Here is a 26716-nt window from a genome sequence, read left to right as displayed (position 1 = left end):
TGATGCCTTAGTTTCCCGAGGCTGATTTTTTGATGATGATTTAGTTTATGTAACGCCGAAATTTTCAAGTTGTTACAGTCTGGAATTTATTTTTTAACCGTTGCGGCCAAAATGTGTTATTTTGCAAGGCATTATGAAAACCACTTTTTCGCTACTCATTATTGGCACCGTATGGCCTGAACCTGCTTCTTCAGCGGCTGGTTCGCGCATGTTGCAACTCATAGTTTTGTTTCAGAAACAGGGTTGGAAAATCACTTTTGCCAGTGCTGCAACCGAAAGCGAATGGAGTTTCGATTTGGCTTCACTTGGGATTGAGAAAGTGGCGATCCAAATGAATGATTCTGGTTTTGACCGTTGGGTTAAGGCGCTGCACCCGATGGTTGTTTTGTTCGACCGCTTCATGGTGGAAGAACAATTCGGCTGGCGTGTAGCAGAAAATTGCCCCGATGCTCTGCGAATGCTAGACACCGAAGACCTGCATTGCTTGCGGGCCGCGCGGCAAAAAGCTTTTAAAGAGAAGCGCGACTTTAGACTTGATGATTTGTATTCCGATACCGCCAAAAGGGAAATCGCCAGTATTTTAAGGTGCGATATCTCTTTGATTATTTCAGAATTTGAAATGGAATTGTTGCAAAACCAATTCAAAATCGACTCAAATCTGCTGCACTATTTGCCTTTTTTGGTCGATGAAATTGATGAGACAATAACCAAGAACTGGATTGGGTTTGAAGCGCGGCAAGACTTTATTTTTGTCGGGAATTTTCTGCACGAACCCAATTGGAACACCGTACAGTATTTAAAAGAAACCATTTGGCCGCTGGTGTATCAAAAATTACCCGAAGCTTCGATGCGAGTTTATGGTTCTTATCCGTCGCAAAAGGCGCTGCAATTGAACCAGCCTAAAGAGCGGTTTTTGATAATGGGAAGAGCAGAAAATGCGGCTAAAGTAGTCGGGCAAGCACGTGTTGTTTTGGCTCCGATTCGTTTTGGAGCGGGCGCGAAAGGCAAATTGCTCGAAGCGATGCAATGCGGAACGCCGAGTGTCACTACTAATATTGGCGCTGAATCAATGTGCGGAAGTATGCCATGGAACGGAATTATTGCCGACTCACCCGAAGCCATTGCTGAAGCAGCTATCAGTTTATATGTAGACGAAAAATCATGGAATCAATGCCAACAAAATGGGGTTGCAATTGTAAACAATCGGCATAAGCAATCTTTGTTTGAAAACGACTTTATTGAACGGATTTTGAGTGTTTACCAGACGGTGAAATCGCATCGACAGGCCAACTTTTTGGGCTCGATATTACTGCATCACACCGCAGCGAGTACCAAATATATGTCGCGCTGGATCGAGGCCAAAAATAAAAAGTAGTCAGTTGGTTTCGGTTTCTTGAACCAACGTCCCGTTTTCATATTTTTTGACGGCAATCGGTTTGCCATTGGGATCAAAATAATACCACTGGTCGAAATAATACCAATGCATCTCGGTCTCGGTTACCACCAACTTGGTTTGGCCTAGGGACGAAATAGCGCCATTGTCGTGATAGGTAGTCACTCTGCAAATCTCATGTTCATATTTTTCTTTTTTGATGAGGGTCTTCCCGGCATAGTACTTCCAGGTTTTCTTTTCCATACCTTTTTTGTATTTTCCTTTGGTAAGGTAAACAATGCCATTGACTGTATCGCGGTAAACCCAACGCCCTTGTTTCTGCTTGTCCTTGTATTGGTTGATTTTACAGCCCACCCCACTTAGGATGAGCAGCAAACAGGCCGCTATTTTTATAAAGCGCATTTTCTTAAACCGTTTAATTTAGATATGGAATCGGGTTTTTACAGAAAGTTATTGACAAAGGGTTCAATGGCTCGCTTTATAATCGATTATCCGATCAAGAGCCAAAAATTCCTGACGGCCATGGTTTGCGTTAGGGATAGCAGTGGAAATCCTTTTGCGCTGGTGTTCAGCGTAAAAGATTGCAACGGAAAGCCCGGCCCGCAGGGAAACGCCCAAAGAATAAACACGAATTCCACCAATTGACACGAAAAATTAGTGCTAATTAGTGGAATTCGTGTTAAGATTTATTGGCTGAGCTCCACGAAATACTTGTAAAACAGCGGAATGGTTTCGATGCCTTTAAGGAAGTTAAAAATCCCGAAATGCTCATTTGGCGAATGGATCGCGTCGGAATCCAGACCGAAACCCATGAGGATCGTTTTGCTTTTGAGTTCTTTTTCAAACAGCGCGACAATCGGAATGCTGCCGCCAGAACGCACCGGAATAGCCGGAACGCCGAAAGTTTCCGTATAAGCTTTGTTAGCCGCCTTGTAGCCGATGCTGTCAATCGGGGTTACGTAACCTTGCCCACCGTGGTGCGGTTTTACTTTGACGGTAACGCCTGCCGGAGCGATGCTCTCGAAATGTTTGGTGAACAATTCGGTGATTTCTTCCCAATCTTGGTGAGGCACCAATCGCATCGAGATTTTTGCGTAGGCTTTGCTGGCAATGACAGTTTTTGCACCTTCGCCGGTATAGCCGCCCCAAATGCCGTTGACATCTAAAGTTGGGCGGATGGAATTTCTCTCGTTGGTCACATAGCCTTTTTCGCCATAAATGTCGTTGAGGTCTAAGGCTTTTTTATATTTCTCCAAATCAAACGGAGCTTTGGCCATTTCGGCACGTTCGGCGGCAGATAATTCTTCTACTTTGTCGTAAAAACCAGGAATGGTAATGTGGTTGTTTTCGTCGTGTAGGGAAGCGATCATTTTCGCCAATACATTGATCGGATTGGCTACCGCGCCGCCATACAATCCTGAATGTAAATCTCGGTTCGGGCCGGTTACTTCGACTTCTACATAGCTTAGGCCGCGGAGCCCAGTGGTAATTGAAGGTTGTTGGTTGGAAATCATGCCGGTATCGGAAATCAGAATGACGTCGTTTTTGAGTTTTTCCTGATTGCGCTCTACGAACCAGCCCAAACTTTTCGAGCCGACTTCCTCTTCACCTTCAATCATAAACTTCACATTGCAAGGTAAAGTATTCGACTGTACCATATATTCTAAGGCTTTGACGTGCATGTACATCTGGCCTTTGTCATCACAAGAACCTCTGGCGAAAATGGCGCCTTCTGGATGGATTTCGGTCGTTTTTATGACAGGTTCGAATGGCGGTGAAGTCCAGAGGTCCATCGGGTCGGGTGGTTGTACATCGTAATGGCCGTAGACTAAAACGGTGGGCAAGTTTCTATCGATGATTTTCTCTCCATAAACAATCGGATAGCCTGGAGTGTCACATATTTCGACTACATCGCAGCCGGCCTTTTCGAGACTTTCTTTGACCGCGTTGGCGGTGTCGATGACATCTTGGGAATAAGCTGGATCAGCACTTACCGATGGAATTTTCAGAAGCTCGATCAGTTCGTTGATAAAGCGGTCTTTGTGCTGCTGCACATAGGATTTTATATTGTCCATAAAATTTTTGAAATTGATAGTTTCAAATATACAAATACGGGGTTGGAAATTCCAAAATTCAAGAACTAAATTCCAACTGAAAACTGGGCATTTGAAAAAAAAATGGAATTTGGAATTTGTTGTTTGGTTATTTCAAAGTTATGGCTATATTTGCACCCAGTTTTCGCGGGTATGGCGAAATTGGTAGACGTGCCAGACTTAGGATCTGGTGCCGCAAGGCGTGTAGGTTCGAGTCCTATTACCCGCACAGAAGAAAGTCCCTAAAATGTTCAAAGTTTTAGGGATTTTTTGTTTTTTTTGGCCTATTCGTTTCTTCTTTAAATTACAAGATATGATGAAGATAAAATATTTATTGCTGCCGATGTACCTGCTCGCCTTTTCGGGATTTGCACAAGAAATAGTGCCGCAACCTGAATCCAGTTTGGTAAAGATGTATGCTGTGAAAGATTATCCCGACGGGTTCTACATAACTATCGACGACTTCATCCAAAAAAAGCGAACACCATATCCTTTACTGCTCAAAAGAACTGTGCGCGGTATGAAGCCAATTGCTTTTGACGTTGATGCAGACCAGTTGTTTTTTATTACCAAATCGGACTCTACCAAACTGAGCAATGTATTTGCAGTTTCATTTCGCGGCAGCTTATATATTGAACAAAAGTATTTCACGAAGTATGCTAAGAAAGGCAATAAAAATGAAGAAGGAAGCAACCCCAATTCCTATCACCGCGTTTTAAAAGACGGTCGGTTTCTCTATATGGAGGGTGTTTTCTTTAACGCATGGAAAAAAGGCTTCGCTTACGGAATGGGCGGCGCTGTTGGAGGAGCTGTTGCCTCAAGTATGGATGAATTGAAAGCAGTAGTGTTCGATGTCGACAAAAAAGAATTTGATTTCATTAAAGATTGCGAAGACTTCAATATATTTTTAACCGAAAGGCAAGCAGCCGAAAAAGTAGATTGTAAAACCTATTCTATAGAGAAAGTGCGGGAAGCTATTGACAAGATTATCAAATAAATTTCATTGCCAATAAAAAAACCGCCTCAAGCCGAGACGGTTTTAATAGTTGTCTTTTTTTTGATTTTAATTAACAGGAACCTTATAGAAAACCCCTTCCTGTAAATTCACTACAGGTTGACCTTCTGAATCAGGGTCTTCATTAAAAGCATTAAAACGGAAAGTACCTGAAACGGTATTGCCGTCATATTGTGAAATGACTACTTCACCATCCCCAACTCCGATACCGGTTTTATAAATAAATTGCTCTGTTGGAGTTGTTAATATATAGGAGGCATAATTTACATTGTTGGTACCTAAGGCGTAACGAACAAAAGTATTCTCGTTTCGTGGGTCTATTGAAAGCGGTGGCAGTTGAATTCTCAAACTCATAATTTCAGTCAGGGTAACTGCTTCAATGGTCAGTTTGCTGCCTACACCAATGGTAGCTTTGGCATTTCCGCCTTCCCACAAACCATTATCTTTAATGCCTCTGAACACTCCGGTATTGTCATTTCGTATGTCTTCACCGCACGAAGCCAAAGTGGCGGCAATGAATAGCAAACAAAGAATTTTTTTCATTCGTTTTTAAATTTTGAGAAACAAAAATAACTTTTTAAAGGATATATTCTAATGAAATGCCGAAAAAAAACACCGTTTTACATTTAGTCTTGAAAATGAGGATATTATTTTCTTTTAAAAATCAGTTTCGAATTAGTATTTTTCATTTTAAGTCGTATATTTGCGCCCTCAATTAACAGAGGTCGAGTACCTCAAAATTTAATCATAAGATTATGTCTGTAAAAATTAGACTTCAAAGACACGGTAAAAAAGGAAAACCTTTTTACTGGGTAGTAGCGGCAGATGCTCGCTCAAAAAGAGATGGTAAATACCTTGAGAAAATCGGTACTTACAATCCAAACACGAATCCTGCTACAATCGACTTGAACCTCGAGAGTGCAGTTCAATGGTTACACAACGGGGCACAGCCTACTGACACGGCAAGAGCTATCCTTTCATATAAAGGAGCTTTGTTAAAGCATCACCTTGACGGTGGTGTACGCAAAGGCGCTTTGACCCAAGAGCAAGCTGATGCTAAATTGGCAGCTTGGTTAGAGGCTAAAGCTGGAAAAGTAACTGCCAAGAAAGAAAACCTATCAAAAGCACAAGCAGACGCTAAAGCCAAGGCTTTGAAAGCAGAGAAAGCCGCTAACGAAAAACGTATGGCCGCAGCAGCACTGGTAGAAGCTGCAACAGAGGAAGCAGCTGTTGAAGAAACAGCCGAGGAAACTGCAGAAGCTCCAGTAGCAGAAGCAGAAGCACCAGCAGTAGAAGCTACGGCAGAAACTACTGAAGAAGCTCCAGCAGCAGAAGAAGCTAGCGAAGAAGCAGAAGCTTAATCATAGCCGCGATCATGCGTAAAAAAGATTGTTTCTATTTAGGCAAGATTGCTAAAAAATTCAGTTTCAAGGGCGAAGTCTTGATTTATCTCGATACCGACGAGCCCGAAGCTTACCAAAACATGGAATCAGTGTTTGTTGACTTTAACAACAACCTGATTCCATTTTTTATTGAACACAGCGCACTGCACAAAAACGATTTCTTGCGCGTGAAATTCGAAGACGTCAAGACAGAGTCTGAAGCCGATCAACTCATCGGCAACGAAGTGTATCTTCCACTGAAAATGCTACCCAAGCTCACCGGTAACAAATTTTACTTCCACGAAGTTATTGGTTTTGAAATAGAAGATGAGCGTTTAGGTGTTTTTGGCATTATTCAAAGTGTCAACGACAGTTCGGCCCAACCTTTATTTGAAGTTAAAAACGGCGAGGTGGAAATCCTTATCCCGATTATCGACCATTTTCTGGTCAAAATCGATCGAACTGGCAAAAAAGTCATCATGAACCTGCCCGAAGGGTTAGTAGAAATGTACTTGTAAGACAGTAGTTAGGTAATTTTTTCCATCATCTTTTCCGGATGTGCCAAGGCTTTGAATCCGAATTTTTCATATAGAAAGTGTGCGTCGGAAGTGGCAAGTCGCCAAATTTTAACTTGCTGTAGTTGCGGTTCGCTCATCATCGCCTCGATCAACATTTTCGAATAGCCGTGCCCGCGATGCTTTTCGTCAATAAAGACATCCATTAAATAAGCAAAAACCACATAATCAGTAATCACGCGGGCAAAACCAATTTGCTGTTGGTCAAGGTAAATCCCAAAGCAGAACGAATGGTCAATAGTGGTTTGTACTTCTTCAATGGTGCGTCCGGCTGCCCAATAAATATCTTTGAGAAAGTGCTGGATAAAAGCGATATCCAGTTGGGTTTTATCGGTAGAAACGGTAATCATTTTTAACTTTCGATAGCGTAAAGTATAGGTTTGCTTGGGCTGGCGTCGTTTTCAAAAGAAGCTATTTGGAGATTAAGCAAATAACTGCCGTCTATTACAGAATCTGGAACAAAAATCATTTCGGTGATGGTGGCGTTCATTCTCGCATCGGCATTGAGTTCATGGACGTTTTTGACATTCCAAAATGCCTTGTGTGCGAGCAGCTTCCCCTCGTCGTGTTCTTTATCGACACTGGGCAAATCTATGAGCAAATGTTCTATGCCCGTTTCGCGCATGAAATTAGCCGCAGCCGCTTCTAGATAAGGCGGATTTGTGTTGGAGTAATTCTGGTGCAGTTTAGAATCGTCGTTCGGCAAAGTGCGGATAACAATAGCTTGTGGTTTTTTCCCGGCAAGGGCTTTTTCGACCTGAATTTTGGTAATCACCCAATCGTCGGCTTGCCATTCGGGGGCAATCGACACGAGTTCAGTGGTAAAGAAAAACTGCTTAAGCGCTTGATTCACACTGTAAAAATCGCGCGTGATATGCCCCAAACATTCCGTGTGCGTGCCATGACCGTGCGGATTGAAAAAAATATTGTTGAAATTCGTCGATGAGCTGCCTTCGGAGACTTTTCCAATCCAATCACCGAAACGAACCGGCTCAATCACAGGCTTGTCGATGTACCACGCAATCGGGTTTTGGTCAGTATTGGTCAGTGGGATAGAAACATCAATCGGGGCAGCCAAATCAATTTGATAAGTCTGTTCTAAATGGGTAATGGTTGCTTTCATTTACCGAGTTCACAAGTTTTTAAAATAGAAAATTTGCCGATAGTAGCCCATCAGCGCAATAAAAGCATCATGATAAGACCCCTTTTATTCTACTTGGTTGAGATAAGCCACGCCCATCCATACCAGACCTAAACCTAAACCTATGGGCGCGGAAAGCGACATTGAATCGGTAAAATAACCGATGAGAGCACTGACAATGACGCAACAGAAAAACACAGTGAGCGCTTTCAAGAACCCAGGTTTCTTGGTTTCGTTAATCGCTTTTTGATACAGGCTGGGCTTGGTTTGATTTTCCATAATGGTACTTTTTAAAAGTTAGTTCATTGTTCTGTTCTCATCATTGAATATTAGATTTTGGGCTGATACTGTCATTGTTCAGAAGGAAGTTCCTGAAAATCTTGGAGTTGATTATTCCAAATTTATCAAAAATAAATCACTGGCAATACCATCGGTTAAAAACTTTCCTTTTTGAGTGGTTTTTAAAGTTTTATTCTCCAAGCAAAGTAATCCTTCAGTGATAAATTTTTTTGCTTGTTTTTGTAGATAGTTCAAAGCCGATGTGCCGAATTCATTTTCAATGCGTTGCAGATCCACACCCCAAATGGTGCGTAGTCCGGTCATGATATATTCGTTGTAGCGATCGGCTTGCGTTAGAATTTCAACTTCGCTAGGTAGTTTACTTTGTGTCATCGATTTCAAATACAACGCATTGTTGGCAACATTCCAGCTTCGGGAATTTCCGTCGTAACTGTGCGCCGATGGACCAATGCCAAGGTATTTCTTCCCAAGCCAATAAGCCGAATTATTCCGAGAGAAATAACCCTGTTTTCCAAAATTTGAGAGCTCGTAATGCACATAATTCTCCGACTGTAGTTTCTCAACCAAGATTTGAAACTGTTCATGCGCCATTTCATCACTAGGTTGTGCAATACTTCCGGTTGCAATGAGTTTTTTAAGTGCAGTTTTGGGCTCGACTGTTAGTGCGTAGCTTGAAATATGCGGAATACCGAAGGATAAAGCCGTTTGAATATTTTGGAGCCATTTTTCGTGACTTGCTCCGGGAATGCCATAAATCAAATCGATAGAAATGTTCTTGAAGTATTTTGTAGCTTCTGTTAGACAGGCTTTGGCTTGGTTGGCGTTGTGGGCGCGGTTCATTAATTTCAAATCTTCTTCAAAAAAAGATTGAATTCCGATAGACAATCGATTGATTTTGTTTTGTAAAAGTTCAAGAATTCGCTTTGAAGATAAATCATCAGGGTTGGCTTCGAGCGTGATTTCAGGATTTGAAGTCACTTTATAATTTTCATAAATGGTATCCAGCAGCAAGTTCAACTCAGCTATATCTAAAACCGATGGAGTACCGCCGCCGAAATATATCGTTTCTACTATTTCATCTTGAAATTCCCCAGCGCGCATTTGAAGTTCTTTGACCAAAGCCATGACCATCTCATTTCTCTTTTTCATCGAAGTCGAAAAATGGAAATCGCAGTAATGACAGGCCTGTTTGCAAAAAGGAATATGAAGGTATATGCCAGACATTCTAGTAGTTTCTGTTATTGGTTTTTAAAACAATCAATTAGAAATTGGCTTTATGTAGTTTTTTGGAAAGCTTGCGCCGCTTCAAGAATGCAATCCGGAATCGTTCGAAACTCCAACCCCAATTCCGACTTTATTTTTGCATTATCATAATGATGTTCTTGGTGCAAGGTGCGCGCGGTAATTCGGCTCAAGGTTCTTTTTCTACCAGACAATAAACTGATTATTTTATCAAGCCTCCAATATATTTCGGTCATCCAAGGTTTGGCGTAACGGTTCGGGATTTTCACTTGTAAAGCTTCGGCAATTAACTTTAATACAATTTCATAAGATTGGTTCGCTGCCACGACGATATATCGCTGCCCGTTTTGCTCACTTTCCATACTTTGAATGAGGCTCTTGACGACATCCTTCACGCCTACCCAACCGGTGATTCCTTTGGTGTAAAACGAAAATCCATCTGCAATTTGCGAAAACAATTTTCCGCTGCCACTATCCCAAAACCCCGGCCCGATAATCACACCGGGATTAATGATACGCACCGAAAGCCCTTCTTGCCATCCGCGCCAAACTTCCATCTCGGCCCCATATTTTGAAATCGCATAATCAGAATGTTCGACCTCAGGGTTCCATTCTGTGGTTTCATCGATAATTGCTTCGTAGGACTTCAAATCGCCCAAGGCCGCGATCGAACTCACATAGCAAAGTTGCTTGACGCCAAAGGCCAATGACAGGTTAACGACGTTCGCCGTGCCTTCGATGTTGGTTTTACGCAACGCATTTTCATCGGCCGGATCGAAAGAAATCAAAGCAGCACAATGATACACTTGTTCGATGTGGTGGAAAGCCAGCTCCAAAGCCGGAATATCGAGAATGTCGGCCCTAACCCATTGGACTTGCTCAAACAGCGGCAACTTCCCATAAAACTGAAACAAAGATTTGACTTTACCGAGCGACTTTTCACTGCGGTAAATCGCCCGAACCTGCTGCCGGTTTTCAAGTAATTGCAACACTAAATGTGATCCGACCAAGCCGGTGGCTCCCGTTACTAATATCATGTGGTAAAAATAAGGTTTAATCGTCGAATGTGGTACCAACAGGCAAAAAATAGGGCAAAAAAACCCGTCTTCGGTTGGCATTAAATTTTATCTTTGCGCAAAATTTACCTGAAATGAAAAACATAGTAGCCGAATTGCAATGGCGCGGATTAGTACACGATATGATGCCCGGCACCGAAGAGCAATTGCTCAAGGAAATGACGACCACTTACATCGGTTTTGACCCCACTTCTGATTCGTTGCATATTGGTAGCTTGGTTCCGATTATTTTGCTCGTGCATTTGGGCCGTTTCGGACACAAACCGATTGCTTTGGTGGGCGGCGCTACGGGAATGATTGGCGATCCTTCCGGAAAGTCTGACGAGCGCAATTTGCTCGACGAAACGACTTTGAATCACAACGTGGAAGGCATCAAACGAGTGCTTTCGAGATTTATCGATTTCAATTCTACTGCTGAGAATGCGCCTGTTTTGGTGAACAACTACGATTGGATGAAAAACTATTCGTTCATCGATTTTGCTCGTGAAGTAGGCAAACGCATCACGGTCAATTATATGATGGCCAAAGATTCGGTCAAGAAAAGGCTTTCCGGTGAAGGCGAAGGCATGTCGTTTACCGAATTCACTTACCAACTCATTCAAGGATACGATTTCTATCATTTACACAAACACTATAATTGCCTGCTTCAAATGGGTGGCAGCGACCAATGGGGCAATATTACTACCGGAACCGAGTTGGTGCGTCGTATGAATCCCGAGGGTGCGAAAGCTTTTGCGATGACTTGCCCACTGATTACTAAGGCCGATGGCTCGAAGTTCGGAAAATCTGAAGGCGGTAATATTTGGCTCGATGCCGATAAAACTTCGGTCTATAAATTCTATCAGTTTTGGCTCAACACCACCGATGTTGATGCCGAGAAATACATCAAGATTTTCACTTTCTTGGATGAGGCAACAATTAATCAACTCATAGAAGAGCATCAGGCTGCACCGCATTTACGAGTATTGCAACGAAGGCTGGCGGAAGAAGTAACCACTTTTGTACATTCAAAAACCGAACTCGACAAAGCCATCCAAGCTTCGAATATTCTGTTTGGAAACGCTTCAGCCGACGATTTGAAACAACTTGACGAAAGTACTTTTTTAGAAGTTTTCGACGGCGTGCCGCAAGCAAAAATTGCAAGAACAGACCTTGAAAACGGAATGGATATCGTTTTGGTACTCAATGAAAAGTCGGGTTTTTTAAAATCCAACGGAGAAGCCAGAAGAGCACTGCAAGAAAATTCAATTTCGGTCAACAAAGAGAAAGTAGGCGAAGGTTTCACACTTACCAAAAACGATTTAATCAACAACCAATTTGTGTTGTTGCAACGCGGCAAGAAAAACTATTTCGTGCTTCGGGTATGCTAACCCATCACCATTAAATTACATCCGCGGATATCGCTGTGGTCAAAACGTCCTAATACTTCGAAAGTGGTGTTGGGATATTTTTTGCCCAAATCCTGCGTGGCAATGAATGAGCACGAATTCACATTCGCCAAGTCAATTACATTGATACCGCCGGTTTTGCCAGCCGCGACATAGGCCAGCGCATCTTCAGTATCGCGAATCAAGACTTGCATCCAAGGCGGACATTCAAAAACACCATCGCCTAACGAATACGCTTGCGATAAAAGCTCGGTCATGCCATATTCGGAATGTATTGCATTCACGCCAAAACCTTCACAAAGTTGCCGGTGCAAATCCTCCCGAATGAGTTCTTTGCGCTTGCCTTTCATGCCGCCGGTTTCCATGATGATAGTATGGTTAAGCCGGTAGGTCTGCTTTTCGATTAAATCCAGTAGTGCATAGGTAACGCCAATAAGAATTACGTTTTGTCCGGCTTGGTCTAAGGAAATCAACTTTGAAATCAACTCCTGATCATTGCGCAAATAAAAACCGCTGTCGGGATTTTGGCTCAAACGAATTAAATCCTCGACCATATAAATCAACGACGAACCTTCGCGCTCAAGATAAGACGGAAGCAGCGCCAGAATTACATAATCTTCGATGTTGCCATAAGCGCGAGAAAATCCTTGACGATAACTTTCCTCGTACCAGCATAAATCCGAAATTAAGTGTTTACTAGTGGTGGTTCCTGTGGTTCCGCTGCTGGTAAAAATTTGTTGTATTGGCTCATTTCCAGACACCACCTCGTGGCTTTTAAAGAACTGAATCGGTAAAAACGGAATCTGCTCAAGTGATTTGACGGCCTGTTTGTCTGTTTTCAAATGATCGCAAAAAGTCCGATAGACCTCGTTGTTTTCGTATTGATAACGGAACACTTTCAGCGCCATTTTTTCAAATTGCTTTTGGGTAGAAATCGAGAATATGTCGGCTGGGGAAATCAAGTGGAATTTTTTGTAAAAATAAGCAATATGCCCATAAAAAAAGCCCTGACTTTCGCCAAGGCTTTTTTAATATGTTTAAGTGAGAATTACTTCACCATCAATTTGCTGGTAGCAGTTTTACCGGCTTCAGTAATTTTAAGGATGTAAGCACCCGATTTCAATGAAGCCACATTGATTTCGTTGCTTGCTGTAGTGGTATTCAAAACTTGTTTTCCTAAGATGTCATAGATGGCTACGTTTTTCTCAGCGTTTGCTTGAGTGTTGATGAACAATACGCCTCTAGTCACTGGGTTAGGATAAACGCTCAAACCAGGAATTTCGTTTTGTTTTACGGTCAATAATTGCGCTGTTGTTGTAGCCACAGTCAATTCATCGATAATCATTGTTGGCGTAGCATTGTTGTCTTGTCTCAAGATGAAACCACCAATTTGAGTGATTGCAGTAGCAGGAGTGGCAGTTAAAGATGCTGGAGTGCTGGCACTAAATGAAGTCAAATCAGGATTGATCCATGCACTTAAAGTGTTAGAAGCAAAATCATAACCCATTACTACAAATACTACATCACCAATATTTCTTAATGTAGCATCATAATTTGTTGTAAATGATGGTGCATCAAGACCCAATTGGTATTGTGTTCCGGTTCTTTTAAAGAACATACGCGCTTTGAAAGATCTTGAAGCATCAGTAAATGCAGCAAAATAAGTTTCCGCAGCATCAACAGACGCAGCCAAATCAGTTACATTCATCATGAATGAAGCATAAATAGTTCCTTCAGTAGTTGATGTAAATGGCGAGTAACAGTCAATTCCTGAACCTGTAAAAGTTACCGAATTCCCTGCTGAAGTTGCGTTAGGATAGTTCAAACTTCCAGCAGCAACCAAGATATTATCCCCTGAATTGATGTTGGTCCATTGTTCTTGAGCACCTAGAGAACTTCCTTCAGCATAGTTGAATCGATCTCTCATTGGCAAAGCATTTATTGGCTTGCACTCAGGAGAAGCAACACCAGCACTTAAATTACAAGTGCCTCCAATAACTGTAGCTGAGAAAGCAGTTCCTTCTGGAACGCCTGTGATTACAATGTTTCCGGCTTCTACAGAAGAAGGGCTATCTCCTCCAACACTTCCTACATTTGGTGTAACAGTGTAAGCGGCATTACCACCACCGGTGTAAGGAATGGTTACCGTATAAGTATCTATACCTAAATTATATCCATCGCAAACTGCAGTTGCAGTTCCTAGTACTAAAGTACAAGAAGCAGAAACGTTGCTCAACTTAATATCATCAAGTCTAAATTGTGCTGTAGAAGTGGATTTGAAACGGATAGAAAGCGTTGCAGATGATGGAATCACACCTCCGCTAACTGTAGCTAATGTCCAACCTGTTCCTGAAGGTGTGTAAGTAATTGGCGTCCAGTTGGTGGCATCAGTACTTACTTCTACTGTTAACACATTGGTTACTGGGCTTGGGGTATTAATTCCGAATGACAATTGGATATCAGCAGTGTTGTAAGGTGCAGTATTCAAACCATCGATTTGGAAGTACTCGTCAACAGCGTTGATAAATACGTTTCCGGCACCAGTAGCTCCGTTATAACCCGAAGAAGGCAATGAAGCTCTAACATCACCAGTTCCTGAATAAGCGATAGGCGCTGAATTTTGGAAAACATTGTCAGCAATGGCTGTCGTTCCTGATGGAGTTCCCATGTTCTCAGCGTAAAAAGTCTGTCCAAAAGACGCAGCACTTACCACTGATAATAGTAAAATGTAAAGTTTTTTCATTTTTAAGTTTTTAAAATTCAAGACTACAAATATAGGAAGTATTTCCTATGAAGAAAATAAATTAAGGTAAATTAAAGACAAAGAAATTGGTTGTTAAAAAAACAACTACTTAACAATCAGCTTTCTAGTAGCTGTCGCTTCTCCTTCGCGGATTTTAATGATATAAACCCCTGGAGATAGGCTTGCAATGGAAAGCTCTTTCGCATTGATAGTCGCCTGTAAAACTTTTTTCCCAAGAACATCGAAAATTGTGATGTCTTTGTCTAAAGAAGTTTTTGAAGTGATGAAGATTTTACCTGTATTGACCGGATTCGGGTAAAAACCCAAAACCTCTGCGCCTGTAACTGTGGGTCTGTTATCCTGCGCCGAAACCTTCAGCGAGAACAAACAAAGCCCCAAGGCAATTGTATAAAGGTAATTTTTCTTCATGGTAAAATTCAATGCGGTAAAGATAGAAATTAAAATTAAAACAAAATCATAAAAAAACACCTCTGAAATTAGAGGTGTTTTTTTATGATCATTTGAAAATTAGTTCAATAAATTCACGCCCTCTACGATGGTCCAAGCTCCTGAAGTGATTGTCGCTCCGGTAGCTGTGCTGCTCAAGGTGTAATCTGCTTCTGCAAATACTGGGGTAATACCACTGGCTCCAGTATATTGAGGTGTGCCATCGTTGATTTTAACATTAATCAATTTGATTTTGTGTCCGTTGACTTGATCATTGTTGGTAGCCGCATCTTGAATTCTTACTGCTGTAGCTCCGGCTGTAGTGTAACCTGAGATTACAATGTTGGTGAATTCTCCGTTTCCTTGCTTTTTGAATTGGATAGCATCGTATTCTGCCGCTGAACTTCCACCTTCTGTAACGGTACCGGCAGCTCTTTTTAAAGTGATATTGTTGATTTTAGGCCAAAAATCGTTATTGACACTTTTAGCTTCTATTTCCATTCCAAAGTTTCCGGTTCCTACTTGTGAAGCATACCAATTGCTATTGGATTGTCCGCGCCAGCCGTCTTGCCAGTCAAACGAATCGTCGCTGTTTCCATAAGAAATAAGGTTGGTTGCGCTTACCGTTCCGCCATAAAATTCGTAACCGTCATCAGCACCTTTATATGAAACTAAATTCTCTAAAACCGTTCCTGAACCAACTGAATAAAACGAGAAACCATTCATTTCGCTGGTTCCATCAGTGATTTTTTTACCAGCATACTCCACGCGAACATAACGCAAAACTCCGCCGTTGTGAGCCGCATTGCTTCCGCCATAAGTGTACGCAGTTCCAGTAACTGAACTAGTAAGCCCATCTTCTGAAGTAGCAGAAGCTACACCACTGGCACCTACAATCGGAGCATCTCCATACATAATAATTCCACCCCAAGAACCAGGAACTTTTGTAGTATGAGTGAAAACAATCGGGTCGGCAGCAGTACCATTCATGAGCACTTTTCCGCCATTTTCAATCACTAGCGCATCAACGCCATCGGTTACATCGGCAGTGATTACTGAACCCGCATCAAAAGTAACTGTCACTCCAGATTTGATTCGAACTGTACCTTTTAATGTATAATTCCCTTTAACGTAAACTCTGTTCGCGCCAAAATCTCCAGAAATTTCTCCGGTAGGCGTTGGAGTGCTGCTTGAACTTTCGTCATCCGAAGAACAAGAAGTGAAGATGCCAGCCATTACAGCTAGACTAAGAAGTAAATTTTTACCCATGATTTTTGAGTTTAGTTTTTGAGATTGTTGAATTCTCGATTTCATTTTGAATATCGTTTAAGTTGTTGAGCAAAAATAATTTCTCGTTTTATTAAAGCTGTTAACCCAACATTGCATTATGATTATAAAAGCGTCAAGTGAATGTAAAGTCTGCGTTAAAACACAAACGTTTTCTTAACCTAAAGTTTAGAAGGTGTAATTGATGCCTAATGAAAATCCGGTGCCTCTTTTGAATTCACGCACGGTCAAATCACTCTCGGTAATGGTCTGCTGGCTTTCATCGCCGAGTTCTCTTTTGAAACTTGGATTCAGGATGTTGTCGATGGCTAGTTTCGCTTCGATGTTTTTCGATAATTTACTTGACCAAACAAAGTCGAGTTTGTGGAACGGCTTCTCATAGATATGGTCGATTCCTGCAGTTCCAACTGCATAAATTCTTTCGCCAGCCACTCCGTAAACCAATGAAATCGTGTTTTTCATGTCTTCATTGAATTTGAACTCATATTTCAAATCTGAATTCACGAGCCAATTGGACGCGCCTTGTAAAGCTCTGGAACTGCTGTTTTCCAATGGATTTTTAACGCGATCCACCTTTACTTCACTTTTCATGATTGAAGTATTGAAGCCCCAAGAAAAATTGTTCAAGACCGCGCTGAGTTTGTTCAAAGGCAAAATCATTTCGAGTTCAACTCCATACAATAAAGCACTTTTAGAATTGGCATAAGTGATGATTTGACCACCACTACTAGCTGTTGGGATAAATATTCGCTCAATCGGATTCTGGATTTGCTTTCCGAACAAACCGACCACAAAAAGTTGGTTGTTCTCTGGGAACATTTCATATTTCAGATCGAAATTCAAATTGTCACTGTTTTCAATTTTCGAGTTTCCGATTTCTACGGTTCCGTCAGGATTAACAAAATTCACCGGAAGAATTTCTATAGAAGTCGGGCGTGTGATGGTTTTCGATGCAGCAAAACGCAAATTGTTTTTTTCAGTTACCGCATATTTTACGTTGAGCGAAGGCAATACATCGACTTTGTCTTTTTTGAGTTTGCGATAATTTGCGTCGAAAGCATCGCCGGTTTGACGGTATTTGATCTCACGCAGGGATTGCTCTACTCGAATTCCTCCGTTGATATCCCATTTTTGGGCTACATTCAAAAACAAGTTGGCATAGCCCGATTGCACATTTTGATACAATTTCGAACGCCAGTCTCCGGTAGATTCTTCGGTAAATTTCACCAATCCGTTGGCTACATCATTTTGAATAGTTTCGCTGATGTTGTTGATTTCAACCGTAAAAGGATTCGCCAATAAAGGTCTGCCAAACACAAAACGGTAAGATGAAATTTCTTCGTGACTCATTCCGTTGTAACCTAGTGTTAGTTTAGTGTCTTTACCGTTGTCTTTCTCTTTGAGCTTTACCGCATATTCTAGCATGCCTGAGAAGAAACGATTGCCCGACACATCAAAATACTGACGGATTAAATTATCCGCACCATAAGTGGTGATAATTTCATTCTCATTGATTTTCTCGCCGGTGATTACTTTTCTGTCTGGCAAATTGTAGGTAGTTTTTACCATCGAAAATCCACCTTTTAAAGCGTGTTTGCCATTAGCTGTAAGTTTGTAATTGGCCAAAATTTGGTTGTTCCAATATTTAGTCTCTTCGAATTGATTGAGTCGAATCAAAACATTCGGGTTGGTGTTCAAACTGTTCTTATAACCCAATTGGTCTTGAATGGTGCTGCTGGTGGAGCGAAGTAAGAACGAATTGAAAGCCACATCAAAACGCTCTGATTTATATTTCACACCTGCCAAACCTGAAAGTGAAGTCGTGTAATTATATTTCGAGGTTTTGAAATTATTGTCATAGTTGCCTTGTCCTTGATTGAACGTACGGTCGATACCTTCCAGCACTTGGTATTTGTTTTCAGCGTTCAACGAAAAAATGTAGCTCACTGAACGGTTCTTATCTAAACTGAATTTCTCGGTGTGCAAAAATCCGATACCAGAATTGATCGGGCTGGTTGAATTATCAACGTCCCACGAATTTTGTTTGCTTGAAGAATTGTACTGTTCTGGTGTAAGAATTTTTCCGGAAGGCACGCCGCCAAAAGCAGCTGGAAGTTCTCGGTCTTTCTGAAGCAATCCTAAAAACCCTTGTGTGGTGTTGGCATCTTCAGAAATTAAGAAATCGCGGCCGTTGTTATTGGTAGTATAACCCAAACTCGTGCTGATTTTGGTTAGGCTGGCTCTAGGCTGCGACGTTTCAATATTAATGGTCGCTCCAGCAAAGTCACCGGGAATATTGGGGTTGAAAGTTTTATAAACATTGAGTACCCCAACAATATCAGTAGGAAACAAATCCAATGGGATAATCTTTTTAAAAGGGCTGTTCGAGGGTGCCTGTAAATCATTAATCAAGAGGTTGTTGTAACGCTCTTCCAACCCACGAACGAACAATCCGCGCGATTCTGTTTTGGATACTCCGGTGATTTTGGTTAATCCCTCCTGAACGTTGCTGACGCCTTTTCTAGCCATTTCCTGTGCGCCGATGCTTTGCTTAATTTCGACCGCTTTTTTCTGGTCTAGGAGCAATGCGGTTTCTTTCTCGCGTGATCCAGTAGCTTTCACCACAACATCTTCTAATTTGTAACTGCCAGAACCTAAAGCTCTATTGACTGTAATAGTTTCTCCAGCCTTAACATTTACAGGTACTTCGACATTTTCGTAACCTAAGAAACTCAAAACCAAAGTGTAGTTTCCGGCTGCTACCGACAAGGAGTATTTCCCGTTTTCGTCTGTTTGGGTTCCGATAGTCGAGCCTTTGATGGCGGCATTGGCAAAAGGTAATGTAGCGTTGTTGGCATCTTTATCGGTGAGTGTTCCAGTAATGGTTCCTTTGGTTTGCGCAAACGAAATCACACCTATAAATAGCAAAAACAATATCAGTTTGGTTTTCATTTCTTTGGAATGTTAAATTTTCGGCAAAGAAACGCCTGCGTTGTAAAGTTCGTGTTACTGGGTTGTTACGTTTCGGTTGCTTTAAGATTACCTAATTGTTAACAAATTAAATTACAGTTAAGCGCATTTAACCATATTCTTTTATCTTTACTTTTACAATCGCAAACCCAAACCATCTGGGCAGAAAGCTAGCTGCCACAGCAGGGTTTTATAGATTAATTTGCGTTATGAAGAAAAAAGACATCAAGATTTTACTGGTCGATGACGAGGCGGACATTCTAGAAATTGTCGGGTATAATCTATCTCAGGAAGGTTATCAAATTGTTACGGCCTCCAACGGTAAAGAAGCGATTGTAAAAGCCAAAAAAGAATTGCCGCACTTGATTATTATGGATGTCATGATGCCCGAGATGGACGGCATGGAAGCTTGTGAAAACATCCGCAAAATTCCCGAGCTTAGCCAAGTAATCATTACCTTTCTGACCGCACGCAGTGAAGATTATTCTCAGGTGGCTGGTTTTGATGCCGGCGCCGACGATTACATCACCAAGCCCATCAAGCCGAAATTGCTCGTGAGTAAAGTCAAGGCGTTGTTGCGACGATTAAAAGGCGATGAAAATAAAAATGCTGAAACCTTGAATGTAGGCGATATCGAAATCAATCGCGAAGAATATAAGATTATCAAAAATGGCCGCGAGATTGTATTGCCCAGAAAAGAATTTGAACTTTTTTACTTGCTGGCTTCCAAACCTGGAAAAGTTTTCAAACGCGAAGAAATCCTTGATAAAGTTTGGGGCAACGAGGTCATCGTCGGCGGTCGTACCATCGATGTACACATTCGCAAACTGCGTGAGAAAATCGGCGACGATTTCTTCAAGACCATCAAAGGCGTCGGTTACAAATTCGAAGTGTAAGGAAGTAGTTTTTAAGCTATCTTTGAAGCAATTTCGGGCCACTGACCAACTGCAAAATGGGCGTTAAATTTAAAAAGACTTATACTTTTGCCGGTATCTCGGCGCTCTACATCACCTTTTTTTCTACGGGTGTTGTGGCTTTTTTGACTTACTTTTTCTTCGAATTTTCTTGGCTGTTCTGCTGCTGTTTTGCCATCGCTGTGGCTTTCTTCGCGTTTTTTGTTATTCAGTACCGTGCAGAACATTTTATTTATCGAAGGGTCAAAAAGATTTATGACGATGTGTCATTGCTCGAATCTACTACTTTCCGTAGCCAGCCCATCACTACTGATATGGAAACGTTAACCCGCGAAGTACAGAAATTCGCCACCGATAAAAAACTAGAAATTGAAATGCTCAAAGTGCGTGAGGAGTACCGTCGGGAATTTATCGGCAATGTATCGCACGAATTAAAAACCCCGCTATTTACGGTTCAAGGCTATCTTTCTACCTTGCTTGACGGTGCGATGAACGACAAACAAATTCGCAAGAAATATTTGCAACGCGCAGAAAAAGGAGTCGAGCGCTTGATTTATATCGTGCAAGATTTAGACATGATTTCCAAACTCGAACTCGGCGATTTGAACCTCGAAATCCATTCGTTCGATATCGTCAGATTAGTACAGAACGTTTTTGATCTGCTCGAAATGGAAGCTTCCAAAAAAGACATCCTACTGCTGTTCGATATGAAATACCACAAACCCATCATGGTATCGGCCGACAGTGAAAAAATAGAGCAAGTGCTCATCAACTTGGTGATGAATTCCATCAAATATGGCAAAGAGAAAGGCTCGACCGAAGTCAGTATCGAAAGCCTGACCGACAAGAAAGTCATCGTTCGCATTAAAGACGACGGTGAAGGCATCGAGAAACAACATATTCCGAGGCTTTTTGAACGTTTTTACCGCGTCGACAAAAGTGGCGCTCGCAGTGAAGGCGGTTCGGGTTTAGGATTGTCGATTGTGAAGCACATCATTGAGGCGCACAACGAGAAAATCTATGTAGAGAGTGAGTTTGGCAAAGGCTCAGAGTTCTCCTTCACGCTCGAAAAGGCAGAATAATTGTTTCCAATGAATCGGTTCGGTTAGAAAAGTCGGCTTTTGATACAAGTCTAACTCGAGTAATTTGTCAAAGCTGAAATCTTCCTGCTTACAAGACGGAAATACGCCGTGTTTCTTCAATCTTTTAGCTAAATATTCCTGTTCGAATTGTCCGGGCGTCGGGATTAAAAAAGCCTTCTTGCGCAGTTTTACCAAATCCATGATGGTAGTATAACCCGAGCGACACAGTACTATTTTGCTCTGGTTGTAGGCTTGTTCCAATTGCTCCGAAGTCATGAAATTATAGAACGTTACATGCTCAATCTGGATTTTGGATTGCTGCAAGGCCATCTTCCCGCACACAAAAATTACCTTTCCCTGAAACGTGTCAATTTGATCGCGAAGCCGATGTTCAAACATACTGCGTTGTGGTTCAGGCCCAGACAAAATGACCATTAAATCGTATTGCGGCGGAACTTCTTTTTGCTCCAATCGACTCAGTGGCCCTAAATACTTAATGTGTGGCTGCGACTTTTTCAGATGGCCGAGTTTTCCGGAAAGATTCGGCTTTTCTTCGAGATCCGGTACCCAACATTCGTCGAATTTCTTAATGATGCGCTGGTGCAATTGACTAGAGAACCAAGTCGTGTTTCCGCTCAAGACGTTGAGTTGGTGCGTGATAAAAACCGATTGCACTTTTTTGTGGTAAACCCCAAGGCGGTTGTCTGAAATAATACCAACCAAATTGTGTTCTTTCACCCATTGCTTAACGATTTTCTTTTCTTCAAGAATGGCTTCGTACATCTTGGGCAGGTGGCGCAACATTTTCCACTTGAAGTCTTGCCCGTCTTTGGGATACTCAATTTCGTAGGATGGCAATTCGAGTGTTTTGAGCGTTGGAAATTCTTTGCGCAATAACGCCAAAGCTTCGCCATCGGAGGCCAAAATCGGCGTATATTGGTTTTGCACCAGCGCCCGAATAATCGGAATACAGCGTGTGGCGTGACCCAAACCCCAATTAAGCGGGGCAACTAAAACGTTCTTTTCCATCAGAAGAAATTCAGCAACATCAACTTAAAAACGACGCAAAATAAAAACATTCCGCATCTTGTATATTTCCTTAATTTTGCCAAAACATTAAATAATATCGTGGGAAGTAAAAATAAGCTAAAAAGATTTAAGGAAAATGAAACCTTCCAGAACGTTTTCCAACCTTCGCGCGAGGAAGTCATCTCCGGAAATTTTCCACTAAAGGGCCACTGGAACAAGGATTTCTTTAAAAACAACCATCCGTTGGTACTCGAACTCGGTTGTGGCAAAGGCGAATATTCGGTGGGCATGGCCGAGCGCGACCCAAACACCAACTTCATCGGCATCGACATTAAAGGGGCCAGATTCTGGCGTGGAGCCAAAACAGCCATCGAAAACGGCTTACCCAACGTAGCTTTTCTGCGCGCGCAAATTGAACTCATCGACCACCTTTTTGCTGCGGGCGAAGTAGACGAAATTTGGATTACTTTCCCCGATCCGCAAATCAAATACAAGCGCACCAAGCACCGAATGACCAACGCTGAATTTCTGGCGTTGTATAAGAAAATCCTCAAACCTGATGGCGTGGTGAACCTAAAAACCGACAGCGAATTCATGCACGGTTATACCCTGGGTTTGCTCCACGGCGAAGGCCATCAGGTGTTGTATGCCAACCACGACGTATACAAGAACCACGGCAGCCCAGAAATCGTGACCTCTATTCAAACCTTTTACGAAAAACAATATTTGGAAAAGAACAAGGCAATTACGTATATTCGTTTTAAAATCAAATAGATGGCTTTGGTCTTACCGCTTTTTCTGGGCTTTTGCATTGCTTTTCTGGCGGTCATCCTCCCGGGTTTGATTAACATGACAGCGGCAAAAATCAGCCTACAGGAAGGCCGCTCACAAGCCATCAGTTTTGCAGCCGGAGCGTCGGTGGTTGTTTTTTTCCAAACCTATTTGGCGGTTCTTTTTGCTCGGTTCATCAGCATCCATACCGAAATTATTGCCATGTTGCAGGAAATCGGCATCCTAATTTTTCTTGGGCTGAGCATTTACTTTTTCTGGATCGCCAAGAAACCGAAAAATGCCAAAAAGGAAATCAAGATTAAAGGCAAATCCAACCGTTTTTTCTTTGGTATGTTGCTCTCTATGATTAATTTTCTGCCGATTCCATTTTACGTTTTTGCCTCAATGAGCCTCGCTTCTTCCGGGTATTTTAGTTTTGGCCGATACGAGATTTTTGATTTTGTGTTGGGCGTTGTGCTAGGCTCTTTTACCGTGTTCTACCTTTATGTAGTGGCGTTCAAATCGATTGAGAAAAAAACACAACTGCTGATGCAGAACATCAATACAATTATTGGCTCTGTAACCCTTGCTATGGCCCTTTTTACCTTATTCAAACTGATCTATCCTTAATATGGAAGCCAATTTTTTCGAACGGGTTTACCAAGTGGCACGGCAGATTCCTTATGGCCGCGTCACTTCTTATGGTGCCATTGCCAAGGCTTTAGGCAGCGGACGTTCGGCAAGAATGGTCGGTTGGGCGATGAATGCTTCGCATAACCTAGACGATGTTCCGGCGCACCGCGTAGTCAACCAAAAAGGAATCTTAACGGGCAAGCACCATTTTGACGGTACTAATTTAATGCAGCAGTTGCTCGAGAGCGAAGGCATCAAAGTGGTCGATAACCAAATTGTGGATTTTGAGAAGCATTTCTGGAAACCCGAGGTAGCAAACAGCTAATAGCTTACAGCTGACAGCTAAAAACCCCAACAAAACTTTGGCAGTTGTTCGTTTGCTCACATCATAACTTCTTCACTATCTTTGCAATCTAAAATCAGTTTAAATAAAATTAAACCGGTAACGATTTTTCCAAATGAAATTAGACAGAAAAGAAATCCTTAAAGCGCTCGAAACCATCACTGTGGCGGGCGAAGGTAAAAATATGGTCGAAAGCGGTGCGGTCACCAATGTGCTCACTTTCGGCGATGAAGTAGTGGTAGAACTCGTGCTGCACACCCCAGCGATGCACATCAAGAAACGCGCTGAAGACGATATTCGCAAAACCATTCACGATCTGGTCTCGCCCGAGGCCAAAGTCAAAGTCAATATCAAGGTAGAAACGCCTGAGAAAAATGAGGTCAAAGGCAAATCGATTCCCGGAATCCAAAATATTATTGCCGTAGCATCAGGAAAAGGCGGCGTAGGAAAATCAACTGTTACCGCCAACTTAGCGGTTACTTTAGCCAAAATGGGCTTTTCAGTCGGTGTACTCGATGCCGATATCTACGGGCCTTCGATGCCAATCATGTTCGACGTAGAATCTGAAAAACCAATTTCCGTAGAAGTCGACGGCCGCTCGAAAATGAAACCGATTGAAAGCTACGAAATCAAAATCTTATCAATTGGGTTCTTCACTGCTCCAAGCCAAGCCGTAATCTGGCGTGGTCCGATGGCAGCCAAAGCGCTGAACCAAATGATTTTTGACGCCGATTGGGGCCAGCTCGATTTCTTGCTCATCGATTTGCCGCCCGGGACCGGAGATATTCATTTGTCAATCATGCAATCTTTGCCGATTACCGGAGCTGTCGTGGTAAGTACACCACAAGCCGTCGCGCTGGCTGATGCCAAAAAAGGAGTTTCCATGTTCCTTTCAGAAAGTATTAATGTTCCCGTTTTGGGAATCGTCGAAAACATGGCTTACTTCACCCCTGAAGAACTACCGAACAACAAATATTACATCTTCGGAAACGGCGGTGCGAAAAACCTCGCCGAAGATTTACAAGTACCGTTCTTAGGCGAAGTGCCGATTGTGCAAAGCATCCGTGAAGCCGGAGATTACGGTCGCCCTGCCGCCATGCAAACCGCCTCGCCAATTGAAAAAGTATTCGAGGAAGTCACGCGCAACGTAGTGCAAGAAGTCGTTCGCAGAAACGAAAACCTGCCACCGACTGAAGCCATCAAGATCACAACCATGGCCGGCTGTTCGGCAGTAAAGAAATAGATTGTTGTACGGCAGAATTTTAGGATGCGTCTTAAAATCTTACCGTCTTACAGTCCTATAATCCAATAATAAAAAAGATGACAACAGAAGAATTGACCTTTAACGTAGAGAAAGCGCTCGAAGAAATCCGGCCGTTTTTGAATTCCGACGGAGGCGACATCAAACTGGTCTCGATCGAAGAAAACAAACACGTCAAGGTGCGTCTGGAAGGCGCTTGTACTGCGTGCAGTGTCAACCAAATGACGCTCAAAGCCGGTGTGGAAACCACCATCAAGAAGTACGCGCCACAGATCGAATCGGTCGTCAATATTGCTTAAAATCGGGGCGTGACCACAAGGGTCGGGCTTTCCACTGTATCTTTTGTCCTGAGTACAGGCCAAAAGGATGCTGTTGCAATCCCTCACGCTACTGGTTTCGCTAACTGATAATTGTCATAAAATGGGCGTGGCGGTTTTCCGAACTTCGCAGCGCAAATGCAGAATTACAACCCATGATTAAAACAGACATACTCATTATCGGCGCAGGGCCAACAGGGCTTTTCGCTGTTTTCGAAGCCGGGCTTTTAAAGCTCAAATGCCACATCATCGATGCCTTGCCACAAATCGGCGGGCAACTTTCCGAACTCTACCCCAAAAAACCCATTTTCGATATTCCCGGTTTCCCGGAAGTATTGGCCGGTGACCTGATTGACAATCTTATGGAGCAAATCAAACAGTTCCAACCCGGATTCACTTTGGGCGAGCGAGCAGAAACCATCGAGCAGCAAGAAGACGGCACTTTCATTGTCACCACAGACAAAGGCACAAAACACCACGCCAATTCTGTAGCCATTGCCGGTGGCTTAGGAAGTTTCGAACCAAGAAAACCACTTATTGAAGGTATCGAATACTACGAAGACAAAGGCGTACAGTATTTCATTAAAAACCCGGAGCAGTTTCGCGATAAAAGAGTCGTGATTTCCGGCGGCGGCGATTCGGCTCTAGATTGGAGCATTTTCTTGGCCAACGTAGCTTCAGAAGTAACTTTGGTTCACCGCAGGAACGAATTCCGTGGCGCGCTCGATTCGGTCGAGAAAGTACAAGAACTCAAAAATCTTGGCAAAATCAGGCTCATTACACCAGCAGAAGTTGTGGGTCTAAAAGGTTCGGAGCAACTAGAATCCGTGCATCTTGAAATCGAAAACGGCGAACCACTTGACATTGAAACGGATTATTTTATTCCACTTTTTGGCCTCACACCCAAACTCGGCCCGATTGCCGATTGGGGCTTAGAAATCGAAAAAAACGCCATCAAAGTAAATAATGCTTTAGATTATCAAACCAACATTCCGGGCATCTATGCCATTGGCGATGTGAACACTTATCCCGGAAAACTCAAACTGATTTTGTGCGGTTTCCACGAAGCGACACTGATGTGCCAAAGCGTGTATCAACGCATGAACCCCGGCAAAAAATATGTGCTTAAATACACCACGGTTTCCGGAGTTGACGGTTTCGACGGCAGCAGAAAAGAAGCGGAAAAGGCCGTTGTAAAAGCGATAGAGTAAATATTAAAACAGACGTCAAACCAACGCAAATACCCTAGCCCGGATGGAAACGGCATCCTTTTGTTCTGGGGTTCAGAACAAAAGATAGAGTGTACAGCCGGAT

The 26716-nt window shown here is 42.5% G+C and carries 27 protein-coding genes and 1 tRNA gene; 14 read left to right on the top strand and 14 right to left on the bottom strand.

Features of this window, described 5'->3' with window-relative positions; all coding sequences use genetic code 11:
• Positions 1–121 precede the first annotated feature (121 nt).
• Positions 122–1375 carry a glycosyltransferase gene (locus G4D82_RS05735; protein ID WP_317167559.1) on the top strand — a complete coding sequence of 418 codons (1254 nt, stop codon included), beginning with the start codon at positions 122–124 and terminating at the stop codon, positions 1373–1375.
• Here the strand turns inward: G4D82_RS05735 and G4D82_RS05730 are convergent, their stop codons facing one another.
• On the bottom strand, positions 1376–1795 hold the full coding sequence (locus tag G4D82_RS05730) for a hypothetical protein (RefSeq protein WP_166335459.1): 420 nt from the start codon (positions 1793–1795) through the stop codon (positions 1376–1378).
• Between the two features lie 284 nt (positions 1796–2079).
• Positions 2080–3468 (bottom strand): dipeptidase, encoded by a 1389-nt coding sequence (locus tag G4D82_RS05725; protein ID WP_166335458.1) that lies wholly within the window; start codon positions 3466–3468, stop codon positions 2080–2082.
• A 165-nt stretch (positions 3469–3633) separates the two neighbouring features.
• Here G4D82_RS05725 and G4D82_RS05720 point away from each other — a divergent pair.
• Both G4D82_RS05720 and G4D82_RS05715 read left to right on the top strand, forming a co-directional pair.
• A tRNA-Leu gene (locus G4D82_RS05720) sits at positions 3634–3715 on the top strand.
• An 84-nt stretch (positions 3716–3799) separates the two neighbouring features.
• Positions 3800–4483 (top strand): hypothetical protein, encoded by a 684-nt coding sequence (locus tag G4D82_RS05715; protein ID WP_166335457.1) that lies wholly within the window; start codon positions 3800–3802, stop codon positions 4481–4483.
• A 66-nt stretch (positions 4484–4549) separates the two neighbouring features.
• Here the strand turns inward: G4D82_RS05715 and G4D82_RS05710 are convergent, their stop codons facing one another.
• A complete protein-coding gene (locus G4D82_RS05710; protein ID WP_166335456.1) occupies positions 4550–5044 on the bottom strand; it encodes a DUF6252 family protein in 495 nt (164 codons plus the stop codon).
• Positions 5045–5256: 212 nt separating this feature from the next.
• On the opposite strand from G4D82_RS05710, the gene G4D82_RS05705 reads away from it, so the two are divergent.
• Both G4D82_RS05705 and rimM read left to right on the top strand, forming a co-directional pair.
• Positions 5257–5862, top strand: coding sequence for a 30S ribosomal protein S16 (locus G4D82_RS05705; RefSeq protein WP_166335454.1), 606 nt, complete (start codon positions 5257–5259; stop codon positions 5860–5862).
• A 14-nt stretch (positions 5863–5876) separates the two neighbouring features.
• Complete coding sequence (gene rimM, locus G4D82_RS05700) at positions 5877–6401, top strand: ribosome maturation factor RimM (RefSeq protein WP_166335452.1); 525 nt, start codon at positions 5877–5879, stop codon at positions 6399–6401.
• Positions 6402–6409: 8 nt separating this feature from the next.
• Here rimM and G4D82_RS05695 read toward each other — a convergent pair whose 3' ends face one another.
• The 5 genes from G4D82_RS05695 to G4D82_RS05675 all read right to left on the bottom strand — a co-directional run bounded on the left by G4D82_RS05695 (position 6410) and on the right by G4D82_RS05675 (position 10178).
• Positions 6410–6808: a GNAT family N-acetyltransferase gene (locus G4D82_RS05695; protein ID WP_166335450.1), complete on the bottom strand. Its 399-nt coding sequence runs from the start codon at positions 6806–6808 to the stop codon at positions 6410–6412.
• Between the two features lie 2 nt (positions 6809–6810).
• Complete coding sequence (locus G4D82_RS05690; RefSeq protein WP_166335447.1) at positions 6811–7581, bottom strand: cyclase family protein; 771 nt, start codon at positions 7579–7581, stop codon at positions 6811–6813.
• 84 nt (positions 7582–7665) lie between these two features.
• Entirely contained in the window at positions 7666–7878 is a 213-nt protein-coding gene (locus G4D82_RS05685; RefSeq protein WP_166335445.1) for a hypothetical protein, read from the bottom strand.
• Positions 7879–7989: 111 nt separating this feature from the next.
• On the bottom strand, positions 7990–9123 hold the full coding sequence (hemW, locus tag G4D82_RS05680) for a radical SAM family heme chaperone HemW (protein WP_166335443.1): 1134 nt from the start codon (positions 9121–9123) through the stop codon (positions 7990–7992).
• A gap of 50 nt (positions 9124–9173) precedes the next feature.
• On the bottom strand, positions 9174–10178 hold the full coding sequence (locus G4D82_RS05675) for an NAD-dependent epimerase/dehydratase family protein (RefSeq protein WP_166335441.1): 1005 nt from the start codon (positions 10176–10178) through the stop codon (positions 9174–9176).
• 113 nt (positions 10179–10291) lie between these two features.
• Here G4D82_RS05675 and tyrS point away from each other — a divergent pair, with 113 nt between their 5' ends.
• Positions 10292–11587, top strand: coding sequence for a tyrosine--tRNA ligase (tyrS, locus tag G4D82_RS05670; protein ID WP_166335439.1), 1296 nt, complete (start codon positions 10292–10294; stop codon positions 11585–11587).
• Here tyrS and G4D82_RS05665 read toward each other — a convergent pair.
• From G4D82_RS05665 to G4D82_RS05645, 5 genes are all read right to left on the bottom strand, one after another.
• The gene (locus G4D82_RS05665) at positions 11584–12567 is read right to left on the bottom strand and encodes a LuxE/PaaK family acyltransferase (protein ID WP_166335437.1); all 984 of its coding nucleotides are present in this window, start codon (positions 12565–12567) and stop codon (positions 11584–11586) included. The two genes, tyrS and G4D82_RS05665, sit on opposite strands and share 4 nt — an antisense overlap.
• Positions 12568–12653: 86 nt before the next feature.
• Positions 12654–14348 (bottom strand): T9SS type A sorting domain-containing protein, encoded by a 1695-nt coding sequence (locus G4D82_RS05660; protein ID WP_166335435.1) that lies wholly within the window; start codon positions 14346–14348, stop codon positions 12654–12656.
• 105 nt (positions 14349–14453) lie between these two features.
• Positions 14454–14777: a T9SS type A sorting domain-containing protein gene (locus G4D82_RS05655; RefSeq protein WP_166335433.1), complete on the bottom strand. Its 324-nt coding sequence runs from the start codon at positions 14775–14777 to the stop codon at positions 14454–14456.
• A 99-nt stretch (positions 14778–14876) separates the two neighbouring features.
• Positions 14877–16109: a hypothetical protein gene (locus tag G4D82_RS05650; RefSeq protein ID WP_394352282.1), complete on the bottom strand. Its 1233-nt coding sequence runs from the start codon at positions 16107–16109 to the stop codon at positions 14877–14879.
• A gap of 141 nt (positions 16110–16250) precedes the next feature.
• Positions 16251–19034, bottom strand: coding sequence for a TonB-dependent receptor (locus G4D82_RS05645; protein ID WP_166335430.1), 2784 nt, complete (start codon positions 19032–19034; stop codon positions 16251–16253).
• Between the two features lie 227 nt (positions 19035–19261).
• On the opposite strand from G4D82_RS05645, the gene G4D82_RS05640 reads away from it, so the two are divergent.
• A complete protein-coding gene (locus tag G4D82_RS05640) occupies positions 19262–19948 on the top strand; it encodes a response regulator transcription factor (RefSeq protein WP_166335428.1) in 687 nt (228 codons plus the stop codon).
• 56 nt (positions 19949–20004) lie between these two features.
• Entirely contained in the window at positions 20005–21048 is a 1044-nt protein-coding gene (locus G4D82_RS05635) for a sensor histidine kinase (RefSeq protein WP_166335426.1), read from the top strand.
• Here the strand turns inward: G4D82_RS05635 and G4D82_RS05630 are convergent.
• Positions 21013–22077, bottom strand: a complete 1065-nt coding sequence (locus tag G4D82_RS05630) for a glycosyltransferase (protein ID WP_166335424.1) — start codon at positions 22075–22077, stop codon at positions 21013–21015. The genes G4D82_RS05635 and G4D82_RS05630 overlap by 36 nt on opposite strands.
• A gap of 99 nt (positions 22078–22176) precedes the next feature.
• Here G4D82_RS05630 and trmB point away from each other — a divergent pair, with 99 nt between their 5' ends.
• From trmB to G4D82_RS05600, 6 genes are all read left to right on the top strand, one after another.
• Positions 22177–22851: a tRNA (guanosine(46)-N7)-methyltransferase TrmB gene (gene trmB / locus G4D82_RS05625; RefSeq protein WP_166335422.1), complete on the top strand. Its 675-nt coding sequence runs from the start codon at positions 22177–22179 to the stop codon at positions 22849–22851.
• Positions 22852–23478, top strand: a complete 627-nt coding sequence (locus tag G4D82_RS05620; RefSeq protein ID WP_166335419.1) for a lysine transporter LysE — start codon at positions 22852–22854, stop codon at positions 23476–23478.
• A gap of 1 nt (position 23479) precedes the next feature.
• The gene (locus tag G4D82_RS05615) at positions 23480–23806 is read left to right on the top strand and encodes an MGMT family protein (protein WP_166335417.1); all 327 of its coding nucleotides are present in this window, start codon (positions 23480–23482) and stop codon (positions 23804–23806) included.
• 133 nt (positions 23807–23939) lie between these two features.
• Complete coding sequence (locus G4D82_RS05610) at positions 23940–25067, top strand: Mrp/NBP35 family ATP-binding protein (RefSeq protein ID WP_166335414.1); 1128 nt, start codon at positions 23940–23942, stop codon at positions 25065–25067.
• A 77-nt stretch (positions 25068–25144) separates the two neighbouring features.
• Positions 25145–25384 (top strand): NifU family protein, encoded by a 240-nt coding sequence (locus G4D82_RS05605; protein ID WP_166335412.1) that lies wholly within the window; start codon positions 25145–25147, stop codon positions 25382–25384.
• Positions 25385–25557: 173 nt separating this feature from the next.
• Positions 25558–26613 carry an NAD(P)/FAD-dependent oxidoreductase gene (locus tag G4D82_RS05600; protein ID WP_166335410.1) on the top strand — a complete coding sequence of 352 codons (1056 nt, stop codon included), beginning with the start codon at positions 25558–25560 and terminating at the stop codon, positions 26611–26613.
• Positions 26614–26716 lie beyond the last annotated feature (103 nt).

Origin of the sequence: Flavobacterium lotistagni, from assembly GCF_011392125.1 — a bacterium.
GTDB classification, from domain to species: domain Bacteria; phylum Bacteroidota; class Bacteroidia; order Flavobacteriales; family Flavobacteriaceae; genus Flavobacterium; species Flavobacterium lotistagni.
Note: the sequence above shows the minus strand (reverse complement) of the source record. Positions and strands in the feature narration are given on the sequence as shown.

Excerpts from the sequence above, each read along its gene's own strand:
- G4D82_RS05730 (WP_166335459.1), bottom strand. The coding sequence starts at position 1,795 with ATGCGCTTTATAAAAATAGCGGCCTGTTTGCTGCTCATCCTAAGTGGG.
- G4D82_RS05725 (WP_166335458.1), bottom strand. The coding sequence starts at position 3,468 with ATGGACAATATAAAATCCTATGTGCAGCAGCACAAAGACCGCTTTATC.
- G4D82_RS05715 (WP_166335457.1), top strand. The coding sequence starts at position 3,800 with ATGATGAAGATAAAATATTTATTGCTGCCGATGTACCTGCTCGCCTTT.
- G4D82_RS05710 (WP_166335456.1), bottom strand. The coding sequence starts at position 5,044 with ATGAAAAAAATTCTTTGTTTGCTATTCATTGCCGCCACTTTGGCTTCG.
- G4D82_RS05705 (WP_166335454.1), top strand. The coding sequence starts at position 5,257 with ATGTCTGTAAAAATTAGACTTCAAAGACACGGTAAAAAAGGAAAACCT.
- rimM (WP_166335452.1), top strand. The coding sequence starts at position 5,877 with ATGCGTAAAAAAGATTGTTTCTATTTAGGCAAGATTGCTAAAAAATTC.
- G4D82_RS05695 (WP_166335450.1), bottom strand. The coding sequence starts at position 6,808 with ATGATTACCGTTTCTACCGATAAAACCCAACTGGATATCGCTTTTATC.
- G4D82_RS05690 (WP_166335447.1), bottom strand. The coding sequence starts at position 7,581 with ATGAAAGCAACCATTACCCATTTAGAACAGACTTATCAAATTGATTTG.
- G4D82_RS05685 (WP_166335445.1), bottom strand. The coding sequence starts at position 7,878 with ATGGAAAATCAAACCAAGCCCAGCCTGTATCAAAAAGCGATTAACGAA.
- hemW (WP_166335443.1), bottom strand. The coding sequence starts at position 9,123 with ATGTCTGGCATATACCTTCATATTCCTTTTTGCAAACAGGCCTGTCAT.
- G4D82_RS05675 (WP_166335441.1), bottom strand. The coding sequence starts at position 10,178 with ATGATATTAGTAACGGGAGCCACCGGCTTGGTCGGATCACATTTAGTG.
- tyrS (WP_166335439.1), top strand. The coding sequence starts at position 10,292 with ATGAAAAACATAGTAGCCGAATTGCAATGGCGCGGATTAGTACACGAT.
- G4D82_RS05660 (WP_166335435.1), bottom strand. The coding sequence starts at position 14,348 with ATGAAAAAACTTTACATTTTACTATTATCAGTGGTAAGTGCTGCGTCT.
- G4D82_RS05655 (WP_166335433.1), bottom strand. The coding sequence starts at position 14,777 with ATGAAGAAAAATTACCTTTATACAATTGCCTTGGGGCTTTGTTTGTTC.
- G4D82_RS05650 (WP_394352282.1), bottom strand. The coding sequence starts at position 16,109 with ATGAAATCGAGAATTCAACAATCTCAAAAACTAAACTCAAAAATCATG.
- G4D82_RS05645 (WP_166335430.1), bottom strand. The coding sequence starts at position 19,034 with ATGAAAACCAAACTGATATTGTTTTTGCTATTTATAGGTGTGATTTCG.
- G4D82_RS05640 (WP_166335428.1), top strand. The coding sequence starts at position 19,262 with ATGAAGAAAAAAGACATCAAGATTTTACTGGTCGATGACGAGGCGGAC.
- G4D82_RS05635 (WP_166335426.1), top strand. The coding sequence starts at position 20,005 with ATGGGCGTTAAATTTAAAAAGACTTATACTTTTGCCGGTATCTCGGCG.
- G4D82_RS05630 (WP_166335424.1), bottom strand. The coding sequence starts at position 22,077 with ATGGAAAAGAACGTTTTAGTTGCCCCGCTTAATTGGGGTTTGGGTCAC.
- G4D82_RS05620 (WP_166335419.1), top strand. The coding sequence starts at position 22,852 with ATGGCTTTGGTCTTACCGCTTTTTCTGGGCTTTTGCATTGCTTTTCTG.
- G4D82_RS05615 (WP_166335417.1), top strand. The coding sequence starts at position 23,480 with ATGGAAGCCAATTTTTTCGAACGGGTTTACCAAGTGGCACGGCAGATT.
- G4D82_RS05610 (WP_166335414.1), top strand. The coding sequence starts at position 23,940 with ATGAAATTAGACAGAAAAGAAATCCTTAAAGCGCTCGAAACCATCACT.
- G4D82_RS05605 (WP_166335412.1), top strand. The coding sequence starts at position 25,145 with ATGACAACAGAAGAATTGACCTTTAACGTAGAGAAAGCGCTCGAAGAA.
- G4D82_RS05600 (WP_166335410.1), top strand. The coding sequence starts at position 25,558 with ATGATTAAAACAGACATACTCATTATCGGCGCAGGGCCAACAGGGCTT.